Below are 12,420 nucleotides of genomic sequence, written 5' to 3'. Positions count from 1 at the left end.
CGTCCTTGCACCTACTTTTTCCAAAACGAAGGATAAAAAACCACCAGAGCAGAAAACATTTCCAAACGTCCTACCAGCATATTCCAGGAAAGAAACCACTTGCCGGCGTCAGAGAGAAAGGCATAATTTTTGCTCGGACCTATGGCGCCAAAACCGGGCCCGATATTCATTAACGATGCAATCACCGAACTCATGGCGCTCAGGTAATCCAGATCTTCCAAAATAACCATCAGACATCCCCCGCCAAGTACCATAAATATATTGACGATAAAATAGCAGAGGGCCAGATCAACCACTGTTGAGTCAACGGCGCGCTGATTCAGTCGTATGGTCACCACCGAGCGGGGTTGAAAAAATATTTTGCGCACAGAATGGTAAATATACTTACAGATCAGTACATAATGCACGACCTTGATACCACTTGTGGTTGAGCCCGCGCAGGCCCCGATAAAACAGACCGCAAACAGAAACATCTGTGCAGCCTGGGGCCACACCTCATAATCAGCGGTTGTGAACCCGGTGGTTGTCAACAGCGACATAACCTGAAACGTCCCGTATCGAAAAGCGTCAGCTGCCGTGGCATAGGTTCCGTGCTGCAACAGTATAAACGAGACCGTCCCTGCAAAAAAGAGGGTCAGCACAAGGTACCATTTAAATTCAGTGTTACGATATACAGCCTTCCAATCTCCTCGCAAGAGAAGAAAAAAAAGGATAAAGGTCGTTCCTCCGAGAAACATGAAAACGATGGTGACCCAATCAAAATAGGCACTGTTGTAATGGCCGATACTAAGATTTTTCGGAGAATAGCCAGAAGTTGACACGGTGCCAAAGGCAGTGCACAGGGCATCAAATCCCGGCATGCCTCCGCCCCACAAAAGTAGCGCCTGAAGAAAATTCAGGAACAGGTAGATCCACCACAGACTGATCATGGTATCGCGGTTGCGCGGCTTGAACTTTTCCTTGGTTATAACCTGACCTGGACTGGATTCCGCCCGAAAAAGCCGCAACCCGCCCATTCCATGGGGAAGCAGGATGACGGCCAGGGTGAGAAACCCCATGCCTCCAAGCAGGTGGGTTTCACTGCGCCACAACAGCAATCCATGGGGTACGCACTCTATATCGGTGAGGATGGTCGCACCGGTGGTGGTATACCCGGAGATCATCTCAAAAAAGGCGTCGGTGAAGGCAGGAATGGCTCCGTGAAGAATGAACGGTAAGGCGGAGAAGCCGGAAACCACAAACCATCCGAAAACAGCGACCACAATCCCATCTTTGATGTTCACTTCATAGTTTTTACGGAAAAACCACCATGCCGGCAACCCCAGTGAGTAGGTCAACCCTGCCGACAGCAGCAGCGGCAGAAAGTCGTTCTCTCCATAATACCACGCGCAGGCAACCGGCAATAGCATTGCACTGCCGGTGACCATGAGCAGCAATCCAAAAACGTGGGTTATTGAACCAATGTGCATGATGAATAAAAATCAGATGATTGAGGTATCTCTTCCGTTGCAGCAGCGAGCCTCTCGCCAAACCGGAAAACAAACAGCACGATGAGTGAAGCCGGAAGTAAAAGGGTAATTTTGGGGGCGACTGTCGCTTCCCATTGCAAAACAGGACCGTGCTTTCTATAATAAAAGATTTATCGTTGAGTCAACAGCTGATCACATCACCTTCTGCTGCTGTTGCAGTACACTTTTCTTTCACTCTATTTATCTGACCACATGACTGATTTTGATATTGCCGTAATCGGTGCAGGACACGCCGGCTGCGAGGCAGCGCTGGCTGCCGCCAGAATGGGGTGCCGCACCCTGGTGTGCGTAATCAATGCCGACACCATCGGCGCAATGTCGTGCAACCCCGCAATAGGTGGACTGGCCAAAGGGCACCTCGTCAAAGAAATAGATGCCCTTGGTGGGGAAATGGCAAGAAATATCGATGCTACCGGTATTCAATTTCGCCGCCTCAACACCAGTAAAGGGCCTGCTGTACGGTCATCAAGAGCCCAGGCTGATCGGCTGCTGTATCGTCTGCGCATGAAAAACATCCTGGAAAATCAGGAAAATCTTCAAATTCGCCAAACGGTTGTAGACGAAATCCTGGTAAAAGACAACCAGGTAGTCGGTATCCGCACTTCGCTGGATGAACATATTACCGTCAAAGCTGTGGTCGTAACGACCGGCACTTTTTTAAACGGCCTTATCCACGTGGGGCTCAAGCATTTTCCTGCAGGACGCATGGGGGATGCCCCCTCGCTTCGGCTTGCAGAGTGGTTCAAGCAGGCTGGATTTTCGGTCGGCCGCATGAAAACCGGAACCGTCCCGAGAATCGATGGCAATACCATTGACTATTCGCAGCTGGAAGCCCAGCATTCCGATGACCCGCCCAGCCTGTTTTCTTTTTCATCTAGCGGAGCGCCCCCGCTTGAGCAGCGCCCGTGCTACATCACCTATACCAACGAACGGACCCACCAGATCATCAGGAACTCCATCGATCAGTCGCCGCTTTTTGCTGGTATCATTGAAGGGGTCGGGGCCAGATACTGCCCTTCCATTGAAGACAAGGTGATGCGTTTTCCGGAAAAAGGCCGTCATCAGATTTTTCTTGAACCCGAAGGCTTGGACACGGTCGAGGTATACCCCAACGGTATCCCCACAAGCCTGCCGCTGCAAACGCAGATCGACATGATCCACTCCATCCCCGGAATGGAGCATGCCCGTATCATCCGCCCGGGATACGCCATAGAATACGATTACGTTGATCCACGGGAACTCAAGCCCTCACTGGAAACAAAAAACATCCAGGGGCTCTTTTTAGCCGGACAAATTAACGGCACTTCCGGGTATGAAGAGGCAGCCGGCCAAGGGTTTATGGCTTCTATAAACAGTGTCCGTTACGTGCGCGGTGAGGAGCCGATAATTCTCGACAGATCGCAAGCCTACCTCGGCGTTCTCATCGACGACCTCGTCACTCTGGGGACCAAGGAACCATATCGCCTGTTTACCTCACGGGCTGAATATCGACTTTTACTGCGGGAGGACAATGCGGATAGCAGGCTACGGGAAATCGGCTATTCACTTGGACTTGTAGACCAGTCCACCTGGGCCGCATTTCAGACAAAAAAACGATGTATCGATGAAGCCGTCAATGCATTGCATACTGTGCGCATCAAACCCTCTTCGATCATCAACGACCTCCTGCAACGTGTTGACTCGACCCCCCTCACCCAATCCTTGACCATGGCCGAGCTTCTCCGACGCCCGGAAATCAAACTGGATTACCTCATCCGCCTGACTGAACACAACGATACCGGCGTACCAAATATTTTAACAGAACTCCCCTTTGCCGAGGAAGTGGAGTTGCAGGTGAAATATGCCGGATATATTAAACGACAGGAAGAGCAGGTAGAGCGTTTCAAAAAACTCGAACGCATAGCCCTGCCCGAGGACATTATCTACAAAGGGTTGCCAGGACTTTCCAATGAGGTTGTCGAAAAGCTGACCAAGGTGCAGCCTCGTTCATTGGGGCAGGCTTCGCGTATATCCGGAGTAACCCCAGCTGCCATTTCGGTGCTGCAAGTCTCCTTGAAGCAGCGCGGACTGCTTTGACAACGAGCACAGCTGTCTAGTTATGCTCACTTTTCCACACATTGATCCGGTTATTTTCACCATCGGCCCCTTAGCTGTACGCTGGTATGGGCTAATGTATGTACTTGGATTTTCGGCTGCATACCTGTTGGTTGCAAAGCAGGCAAAAAGGTTTCGCTGGCAGGAAATGACATCCCATCTGGACAACCTGAATCTCTTCCTCATACTTGGCGTCATACTTGGAGGCAGATTGGGCTACGTCTGCTTTTACAATTTCACCTATTACCTGCACAACCCCATGGACATCTTTGCCATCTGGCAGGGTGGCATGTCCTTTCATGGCGGATGTATTGGGGCGTTGTCTGCAGGCGCCCTCTACTGCGCCCGAACCCGTCTCCACTTCTGGAAAGCAGCAGACCTCTATGTGGCAACTGTACCGATAGGCTTATTTTTTGGTCGAATCGGCAATTTCATCAACGGGGAACTCTACGGTCGAACAACACAGGCCTGGGCAGGAATGGTTTTTCCAGATGGCGGGCCTTTGCCTCGTCACCCTTCGCAGCTGTACGAGGCTATGCTCGAAGGAATCGTACTTTTTATTATCCTGTGGGGTATGAAGGACAGACCATGGAGAGCACCATCTGACCGTCTCTGGCCTCATGGATCTCTTCTGGCTCTATTTCTCATACTCTACAGCCTGTTTCGATTCATCGTAGAGTACTTCAGGGAGCCCGATCCGCAACTTGGACTGCTGGCCGTCGGTTTTTCCATGGGACAGCTTCTGAGCTGTTTGATGTGCCTCTTTGGCCTGACTCTGTGGGGCTGGAGAATAAAAAGGACGGCCGCATCCGACCGTCCCTTATAATCATTTGGGTGTTACTACCGATGCAGTTTTTTTGATAAATGTTTCCCTGGTCGGAACCTCACCGCTTTACGAGGTGGAATAGGGACAACTTCACCGGTCTTTGGATTCCTCCCTGTACGAGGAGCGCGATCAACTACTGTAAAGCTGCCAAAACCCGCCAGTGTAACTCGCTCTCCACCTTCCATTGCTGAAGACATCATGGTTAACATGCCATTCAGGCCCCTCTCAGCAGCCGCTTTACTTATACTGGCTGAAGTGGCGATGGTTTCGATGAGATCGTTCTTATTCATGTTCCCCCCTTCTGTAAGAAGCTTAAACAGGCAGAGTGCGTGTACGCCCTACCGACTTTCTGGTTAAAAACAGTTAATCGTAGCGGGGGAAAAAAAACAATTGGGGGAAATACCAGGCAATCCTTAGGTAAATTTACGTAACCGAAGAAAAAAGACAAAAGAAGAAAGCTAGTTACCCCATACTGTTCAGGGGTGAAAAAATGTCACTGCGAGATCTTTTTTATACCTCATCCAAGAACATTTTGTTGCGAACAACATAATTGACCAGGTCAATAGTGTTCTTCATGTTAAATTTTTTGATGAGGCTGGCGCGATGATGATCAACGGTGCGGGGACTCAAGGATAATATTTCGGCTATTTTTCTGCTGGTGTGTCCTTTGACCACCAGTTGCAGCACCTCTTTTTCCCGTGCTGAAAGAGTAACCACAGGTACGCTTGCCTGTTCACGGAAAGCCCCGATCATATCTCCTGAAATTTCTTTCTTCAGCTGAGGCGAGACGTAAGTTTTTCCGGTACGAATTTGCTCGATGGCCTTAAGCAGTTCCGCATCCGATTCTTCCTTGATCAAGTATCCCTGCACCCCGGCAGCTATGGCATGATAAAAATACTGATTATCGCTATGCATGGTTACAATCAATATTTTCACTTCGGGATACCGCTGTTTTATTTTCCCAACCGCCTCAATACCATTCATATCCGGCATGGAAATGTCTAAAATAACCATATCCGGACGTCGATCATCAAGTGCTTCCAGTAATTGCATACCGGTTGCAGCCTCTGCAACAACCTCCATTTCGTCATTATCGGCAATGATACTCTTTATCCCCTGCCGAATAAGGCTATGGTCATCTGCAATAATTATCCGATAGGTCTTGGGTCTACGGTTCATTTATCGATATTGAATGCTGACAGGGCAATGATCTGATCCCATTATAGTACTATGGATGGAGGCATCAACCAGCCGGTTTCGACTCCCGCTATCAAGGAGAAAATAATCGATCCTCCACCCGATGTTCTTTGCTCGTGCCTGGAAACGATAGCTCCACCATGTATACTGATCGGGCTCTTTATTAAATTCACGAAAGCTATCGATATACCCAGCCCGAATAAACGCATCCATCCAGGATCGCTCCTCTATTGAATAGCCGGGATTCTGTTCGTTCGCCTTCGGGTTTGCCAGGTCAATCGCCTTGTGGGCAACATTCAGGTCTCCGCAGACAACAACCGATTTCTGCTGCTTCAGGCCGCAAATAAAATCGAGAAAAGCACGATTAAACTCCACTTTAAATGGCAATCGCTTGAGTCCGGGCTGGGCGTTGGGAAAGTATGCATTAACAAAAAAATAGTCCTCAAATTCCAGGGTAAGCACCCTGCCTTCGGCATCAATTTTTTCCTCCCCCATCCCATATAAAACGTTGACTGGCATCCTTCTGGAAAAACAGGCAGTACCTGAATATCCCTTGCGTTGAGCTGGGTTCCAAAATACATGATAGTCAGGGATGGAGAGGACCTGCTCTGGTAGTTGATCCGGTAACGCTTTAATTTCCTGGACAGCAAAGACATCGGCAGCGAATTGATGGAAGACATCCATGAAGTCTTTTTTCAACGCAGCACGTAATCCGTTGACATTCCAGGAAACAAAACGCATTCCATCGGCAGCTGCTGTTGCACTGGTCGCTTTCACCACCCTCGGGGTTACTCCAATCCTGGGACAGAGATGACCGATGGCGCATCGGTCGCAATGGGGCCTTAGCGGTCTGCATACCTCCTGCCCAAAGGCAACCAGGGTTGAATTGATGGTCAACCAGTACTCTGCAGGCAATTTCTTTCGTAACGCCATTTCGGTCTGCAAAGGAGTAGCTGTTTCCACATAGCCCCATATATTCATTATACGGTGTACATGGGTATCAACGCAGATTGCAGGCTGCTCAAAAGCTACAGCGAGCACCAGGTTGGCGGTTTTGCGCCCTACTCCGGGCAGCTGGAGCAGTTGCTCAATGGTCTGGGGCACCACACCGTCAAATTGCTGAGCGAGAACACCGGGGAGCGCGTGCAGATATTTTGCTTTATTTCTATAAAACCCGACCGGATAGATAATTTTTTCCAGGTCGACAACCGATAATTCAGCCAATTCTGCAGGGGTTTGTGCCCGGCGAAAAAGCCGCTTCGCTGCAGCAGCGGTTACCTCATCTTTGGTACGCGCAGAAAGAATTGTGGCAACCAGGACCTTAAAAGGATCACGGGTCTGTACAGCAATGAGGTCAACGACCGGAACCTGATACTTGACAACCTCCTTTCTGAGGATTTCAAGGACTGCTTTAATATTAAATCTCACGCCAAGTCCTTACAGAAAAAACAAAAGATTGATTTGTAAAAACACCTTTCCTATTATTTGATGAAATTAACAGAAAAAATCTCCTTAAAACGAAGCAAGACTGCCCTTCTATTGCTGTGAATAATAGTTCGCTTTATAATCTTGGTATCCGAAAACTTTGGTGTCCAGGAATGAAGTCTCTAGAGCATTGAAGACTACACCTATGATTTTATCTCTGCCGATCATATCAGCAAGAGCTTTTACCCTTTCACGGCGAGAAGTACCGTATCGCACAACAAGAACAACCCCATCCACATGCTTTGCCAGTACTGCCGTTTCAGCGGCGGCTTCATGAGGTGGACTGTCGATGACCACGAACCGATCATCATAGCGAGACTTTAATTCCCTCACCAGTCGTACCATCGACTCAGACCCTGAAAGTTCCGCGGGATTGACCGGTGGTGGCCCAGCGGGGAAGATTGAAAGTTTTTCCACCCCAGATGGGGTGATCAACTCTTCAACAGCGACTCCATTTTGCAGGTGATTAACGATCCCCCGCTCGTTGGAAAGACCAAAAAGTTTATGCTGAGATGGACGACGAAAATCGCAATCAGCTAAAAGACAATAATCATCCACGCCCTGGGCTAGCGAGAGGGCAAGATTTGCACAAATAAAACTCTTTCCCTCCCCGGGCGCGGCACTGGTCACGAGCAAGGTTCGCGGCGTTTCGCCAATGACAGGGTAAAGAATTCGTGTTCTTAAATTACGAATACTCTCAGCCACCGCCCCTGTAGCTGCTGAAGCCATGACAAGCCTGGCATCCCACGGTTTACCCATCTCAGAACACTCAATACTCTTTCCTTGAAAATACTTGTTCTCATTTGCAACCGTAGCATCTGCATTGTCCCCCTGCACTTGACTAACGGACGTCTTGCTTTCTGCTGCAGCCGCTTTCCCCAATGCCTTTGCAATTTTACCCACGCTCACTCCCTCTAAAAAACTCAATAATTGATTGCACCGTATAATGCACCCTGTCGGGCACAATTCTTTCCAGCATGGTTTGCCCATCAGAATACGGTATAAATTCCAGCACCAACAAGGTACAACAGGTAATGAATAAAAGGCCAAGCACTGAAAAAATAACCTTTCTTGCATTCACTTTATTGTTGCGTTGTGGACCAACTGGTAGCGGATTATCTTCGCCGGGAAAATGTAGGTCATGCACGCTTTCCTGGATAAGGCCAGCATTGATTACCGGCTGATTTTCCGCAAATCCCGTCAGCAAGGCATGATCACAAACAATATTGATCAGTCTCGGAGTCCCTTTGCTCACTCTATGAATTTGTTCGATAGCCTCATCAGTAAAAATATTAAGGTTTCTCGCTCCAGCGTGACGCAGTCGAAAAAGGATATATTGTTTGGTCTCGTTTACGCCAAATGGTTTGAGGTCAAAACGAATCCCTATACGCTGCCTGAGCGGCAACAGCCGGTCATCACGCATCAAGTCATTGAGTTCAGGTTGTCCGACCAGGAAGATAGAGAGTACATCCTGTCCTTTGACATCAAGATTAGAAAGCAAACGGATTTCCTCCAGCAGATCCACTGGGAGCACATGTGCCTCATCGACAATCAGTAAAATCCGTTCACCAGCATTATAGGCCTTTTTGAGCAGTTCATCAAAAGCGATGAGGAACATTGCCTTGTTGCCATCCCAAGGCAAATCTAGTCTTTCAGCCAGGTAAGAAAAGAATTCATCCCTGTACAATAATGGATTATTGAGTAGGCATAGCCTAATGTCGACTCCTAAGGAATCAATCAAGGCCTCAAGCAGCGTGGTTTTCCCAAGCCCTACATTGGCGGTGAGGACAAGGAAACCCTTTTTACTCAAGACCCCATACTTGAGGATTGCGAGCGCCTCCTGATGAGCCTCACTCCTGAAGACAACCTTGGCGTCGGGAGTGAGTTTAAACGGTTTCTTTTTTAGACCGTAATATGCCGTATACATCGTTTATCTCATATAGGTTTTGTGGGGGGCTACTGCATGAATTCATGTAAACGCTTCTCGCTTACAAAATCACAGTGCCTCGACTCCAGAGAAAAAACAATCCTCCGCCCAACAAAATAATGCCAGAGAGAAGATAGATGACGAATCCAATGTTTTTCCATCGTGCTACTTTTTTTTCCCTGGCAAGGGGGAGATAGGGAATAGAACAGATCACGGAAAGCCCCAAATATTCCTCTACCTCCAAAGGATCTTTAAATGATGTATCGACCATGTCAAAAGCTAGGGCCAATCCTCCACCTAATGCTAGCCCCAAGCCAACGGCAAGCACCATTATTTTTACGAAATCTGGTTTGACTGGTTTTTGTGGCAGTCGAGCGGGATCCATGATCCTGAACTGACTTCCTTGCTGTCTTTTCTCAAGATTTTCTACTGAAGAAGCCTGGAGGTTCTGAGCCACTAAAAAATCATAGTGTCCTTTCAACTGATTGTAATCACGTGTAAGGGCTGACCACTCTGCCTCCCTGACCGGTGCAGCGGCAATCCATGCTTCCAGCCGCTTTATCTGTGCTCGCAACTCCTTCTCATCTTCACGCAAAGCTCTGAGGTTCCTTTCAATATCACCTCGCTGAATACTTGCTGCCTGGAGCACAGGATCACGACTTAACAGAGAGCCCCCCTGGTCCATTCCAGCGGTCTTTTGATGCATGCCTTCGTCAGCGAGTCGCTCTTCCAGAGCGGAAATTGCCGCCTTAACATGCTTTACCTCGGGATGAGTTTCCTTGTATTTCACTTGTAAAGTTGCCAGATAGGACTGCATTCTAGCCAATTGCTGATAAGGATCGCCTTCGTGTGCGACATCGCTATTGTTGCCTTCCTGCAACATTTGGTTGGCAACCGTAGTCTTCAGTAGTTGTCGCCGCTGGCCGATCTGCTCCTGAAGGACAATTTTCGTCCTTTCAAGCTCCTGAATATTATTTTGCACACCTTGCAGCTTCACTTGAAGAGTGTTGGCACGATCCACGTTTATTTTCCGCTGCTCAGGCAATTCATTGTAAAATTTTAACTTATAGTCCCGCATCGCCAATTCTTGCTGATCGAGGCTTGTTTTTGCAAGCTGCAGTTCATTGGCTATATATTCTGAAGTTTTGGATGCACTTTCTTCCCTATACTTCAGATTTTCCTCAATAAATTTTGATGCCAATGAATTGGTAACTCGAAGTACTTTTCTGGGATCAGATCCATAATAGCTCACCTGAAACACGTCGCCCTTTGTAGGAGAAATTTGAATTTGCCTACGCATGAACTCGATCACATCTTCGATAGGAAGCTCTTCCCGCATGCCTGAATATAGGTCAAACTCTAATATAACTTTCTCTAGGCTGGTTCTACTGGTAACCTCCTGCATCAGGGTGTTTACTATCTCTCGCACTTTTTCGTGCAATTCTGGTGACATCTTGGAAGAATTGATCTTCTGTTTTTCGTAAATCAGTAGAGATGTTGCTTGGTAAACCTTTGGTGTCTTGTAGTAAATAGCTGTTCCGCCAACAAGGGCGATAAATACCAAAGTCGCGATCAGGGTTTTTCTAGCAAGAACGATATCTATGTATTTTTTAATCAATTGTTGCGTTTTTTCATTCATAACAATGAGCTGATGAGTAAAATTGATTTAAAAGTAAAAATGTATACATACTATTTATGCATACACAGCTACCACACAAAGGAATAATATCGAGACATGCAGCGAACAATCGCAATTGGCGACATCCATGGTTGCCTGCACTCCTTAAACACCCTTCTTGACAAGATCCTGCCGTGGGCAGATACATTAGTATTTTTAGGCGACTACGTAGATCGCGGCCCGCACTCCATGGAGGTGGTAAATCGACTCATCTCCCTGCAATCCACCCTGCCGCGCATGATTGCACTCAGGGGCAACCATGACGACATGTTCCGACGTGTGGTTGAAGGGCACGACCAAGGGATTTTTTTTCAGGTCGGCGGGAAGGAAACCCTGATGAGCTATGGCATTTCGGAAAACACCTCTTTCCCCGCAGATTGCATTCCTACAAGCCACAGAACCTTCTTTGACAATTTACCGCTCTACTTCGAAGATCAGCATGCCATTTATGTGCACGCAGGCCTTGAACCGGGACGCCACCTCTCCATGCAGCGCGCAGAATGGTGTCTCTGGGCCAGAGAGCAGTTTCTGCACAGCACTTTTCACTATGGCAAACCCATTGTCTTCGGCCATACTGTTTTTCCCCGACCATACGTCAGCAGCGATAAAATCGGGATCGATACAGGGGCGGTTTATGGCGGTCAGCTCACAGCTTTGGTGCTTCCTGAATTGGAATTCATCAGTGTACCCGGAGAACAAAAAGCTCCTTACACGAACCATCACTCTTCATAATAGAGGATTGCTGTGCAAAAGACAACGGGTCGATTACACCTGCCTTGCATCCAACGGTAAAATATCAGTCAGTTTTTCCTTTTCCAAAAGCAACATAAAGAGGCGGTCGACCCCAAAAGCGATTCCCGCACAGTCACCAAGCCGCTCCAGGGCATCAAGAAAGCGCTCTGGCATCGCTGGAGCCCCTCCTCCCCGGCTTGTCACCCCGCGTATCTCCTCTGCAAAGCGCTCTCGCTGCAGCCCAGGGTCTACCAACTCAGAAAAACCGTTGGCCAGTTCCACCCCCCCGATATAGAGCTCAAAGCGCTCTGCAAGCAGCGGGTTTTCTTTTTTTGGCCTTGCCAGTGATGCGTGCTGCACCGGATAATCATAGAGAAATACCGGTCGCTCCCATCCGAGTTTCGGCTCCACAGCCTCAACCAGCACCTCTTCAAACCGATCTTGTCCAAGCGCTTTCTCTACTGACACTTCGGCATAGCGTTGAAAAGCTTCTGCCAGAGAAAGCCGCACCCATGGTTTTTCCAGAGATATCACGCGCCCCTTGCAGCGGAGTGCGGATTTTTTTTCTCCCTGGCCCACATTGATCCAACCAGCCAACTCCGCCACAAGATCCTCGCACTCATCCATCAGCGATTGATACTCCCTCCCGCTGTGATACCATTCAAGCATCGTAAACTCAGGGTGATGCAGTCGTCCGATTTCTTCTCTACGAAAACAGTGACAGAGCTGAAATATCTTTTCAACCCCTCCAGAAAGGAGAATCTTCATACACAGCTCTGGTGAGGTCTGCAGAAACCAACCGTCGCTGGAAAATGGCTGGATATGCGCTTCAGGCAGAAGATGCGGCAGCCTGATAGGCGTGTCAACTTCGATATACCCCCGACCCAAAAAAAACGAACGGATGGTTTGCAGCAGCGTTGAGCGCAGTCGCAGCCCCTCAGGCCCCAGCATG

The 12,420-nt window shown here is 48.5% G+C and carries 11 protein-coding genes; 3 read left to right on the top strand and 8 right to left on the bottom strand.

The window, feature by feature from the left end:
• Window positions 1-11: 11 nt before the first annotated feature.
• Window positions 12-1,469 carry a TrkH family potassium uptake protein gene (locus ACZ52Z_RS19300; RefSeq protein WP_464268402.1) on the bottom strand — a complete coding sequence of 486 codons (1,458 nt, stop codon included), beginning with the start codon at window positions 1,467-1,469 and terminating at the stop codon, window positions 12-14.
• A gap of 252 nt (window positions 1,470-1,721) precedes the next feature.
• Here ACZ52Z_RS19300 and mnmG point away from each other — a divergent pair, with 252 nt between their 5' ends.
• Both mnmG and lgt read left to right on the top strand, forming a co-directional pair.
• Complete coding sequence (gene mnmG / locus ACZ52Z_RS19295) at window positions 1,722-3,605, top strand: tRNA uridine-5-carboxymethylaminomethyl(34) synthesis enzyme MnmG (protein ID WP_464268401.1); 1,884 nt, start codon at window positions 1,722-1,724, stop codon at window positions 3,603-3,605.
• A 22-nt stretch (window positions 3,606-3,627) separates the two neighbouring features.
• On the top strand, window positions 3,628-4,449 hold the full coding sequence (gene lgt / locus ACZ52Z_RS19290; RefSeq protein WP_464268400.1) for a prolipoprotein diacylglyceryl transferase: 822 nt from the start codon (window positions 3,628-3,630) through the stop codon (window positions 4,447-4,449).
• 14 nt (window positions 4,450-4,463) lie between these two features.
• Here the strand turns inward: lgt and ACZ52Z_RS19285 are convergent, their stop codons facing one another.
• The 6 genes from ACZ52Z_RS19285 to ACZ52Z_RS19260 all read right to left on the bottom strand — a co-directional run bounded on the left by ACZ52Z_RS19285 (window position 4,464) and on the right by ACZ52Z_RS19260 (window position 10,697).
• Window positions 4,464-4,739 (bottom strand): HU family DNA-binding protein, encoded by a 276-nt coding sequence (locus ACZ52Z_RS19285; protein WP_464268399.1) that lies wholly within the window; start codon window positions 4,737-4,739, stop codon window positions 4,464-4,466.
• 220 nt (window positions 4,740-4,959) lie between these two features.
• Window positions 4,960-5,628: a response regulator gene (locus tag ACZ52Z_RS19280; protein ID WP_464268398.1), complete on the bottom strand. Its 669-nt coding sequence runs from the start codon at window positions 5,626-5,628 to the stop codon at window positions 4,960-4,962.
• Window positions 5,629-7,074, bottom strand: coding sequence for an exodeoxyribonuclease III (locus tag ACZ52Z_RS19275; RefSeq protein ID WP_464268397.1), 1,446 nt, complete (start codon window positions 7,072-7,074; stop codon window positions 5,629-5,631).
• A gap of 108 nt (window positions 7,075-7,182) precedes the next feature.
• Entirely contained in the window at window positions 7,183-8,034 is an 852-nt protein-coding gene (locus ACZ52Z_RS19270; RefSeq protein WP_464268396.1) for a CpsD/CapB family tyrosine-protein kinase, read from the bottom strand.
• The gene (locus ACZ52Z_RS19265; protein WP_464268395.1) at window positions 8,027-9,058 is read right to left on the bottom strand and encodes an ExeA family protein; all 1,032 of its coding nucleotides are present in this window, start codon (window positions 9,056-9,058) and stop codon (window positions 8,027-8,029) included. The genes ACZ52Z_RS19270 and ACZ52Z_RS19265 overlap by 8 nt, the downstream gene beginning before the upstream one ends.
• A gap of 61 nt (window positions 9,059-9,119) precedes the next feature.
• The gene (locus tag ACZ52Z_RS19260; protein WP_464268394.1) at window positions 9,120-10,697 is read right to left on the bottom strand and encodes a GumC family protein; all 1,578 of its coding nucleotides are present in this window, start codon (window positions 10,695-10,697) and stop codon (window positions 9,120-9,122) included.
• 96 nt (window positions 10,698-10,793) lie between these two features.
• On the opposite strand from ACZ52Z_RS19260, the gene ACZ52Z_RS19255 reads away from it, so the two are divergent.
• The gene (locus ACZ52Z_RS19255; RefSeq protein WP_464268393.1) at window positions 10,794-11,468 is read left to right on the top strand and encodes a metallophosphoesterase; all 675 of its coding nucleotides are present in this window, start codon (window positions 10,794-10,796) and stop codon (window positions 11,466-11,468) included.
• A 33-nt stretch (window positions 11,469-11,501) separates the two neighbouring features.
• Here ACZ52Z_RS19255 and epmA read toward each other — a convergent pair whose 3' ends face one another.
• On the bottom strand, window positions 11,502-12,419 hold the full coding sequence (gene epmA, locus ACZ52Z_RS19250) for an EF-P lysine aminoacylase EpmA (RefSeq protein ID WP_464268392.1): 918 nt from the start codon (window positions 12,417-12,419) through the stop codon (window positions 11,502-11,504).
• Window position 12,420 lies beyond the last annotated feature (1 nt).

Source organism: Desulfogranum aggregans (assembly GCF_055398265.1).
The sequence above is the reverse complement of the archived record's forward strand: the minus strand, read 5'-3'. Positions and strand labels throughout refer to the sequence as shown.

Bases quoted from the DNA above. Each gene is read 5' to 3' on its own strand.
- ACZ52Z_RS19260 (WP_464268394.1), bottom strand. From the start codon at position 10,697: ATGAATGAAAAAACGCAACAATTGATTAAAAAATACATAGATATCGTT.
- ACZ52Z_RS19280 (WP_464268398.1), bottom strand. From the start codon at position 5,628: ATGAACCGTAGACCCAAGACCTATCGGATAATTATTGCAGATGACCAT.
- ACZ52Z_RS19285 (WP_464268399.1), bottom strand. From the start codon at position 4,739: ATGAATAAGAACGATCTCATCGAAACCATCGCCACTTCAGCCAGTATA.
- mnmG (WP_464268401.1), top strand. From the start codon at position 1,722: ATGACTGATTTTGATATTGCCGTAATCGGTGCAGGACACGCCGGCTGC.
- ACZ52Z_RS19255 (WP_464268393.1), top strand. From the start codon at position 10,794: ATGCAGCGAACAATCGCAATTGGCGACATCCATGGTTGCCTGCACTCC.
- ACZ52Z_RS19300 (WP_464268402.1), bottom strand. From the start codon at position 1,469: ATGCACATTGGTTCAATAACCCACGTTTTTGGATTGCTGCTCATGGTC.
- epmA (WP_464268392.1), bottom strand. From the start codon at position 12,419: ATGCTGGGGCCTGAGGGGCTGCGACTGCGCTCAACGCTGCTGCAAACC.
- ACZ52Z_RS19265 (WP_464268395.1), bottom strand. From the start codon at position 9,058: ATGTATACGGCATATTACGGTCTAAAAAAGAAACCGTTTAAACTCACT.
- lgt (WP_464268400.1), top strand. From the start codon at position 3,628: ATGCTCACTTTTCCACACATTGATCCGGTTATTTTCACCATCGGCCCC.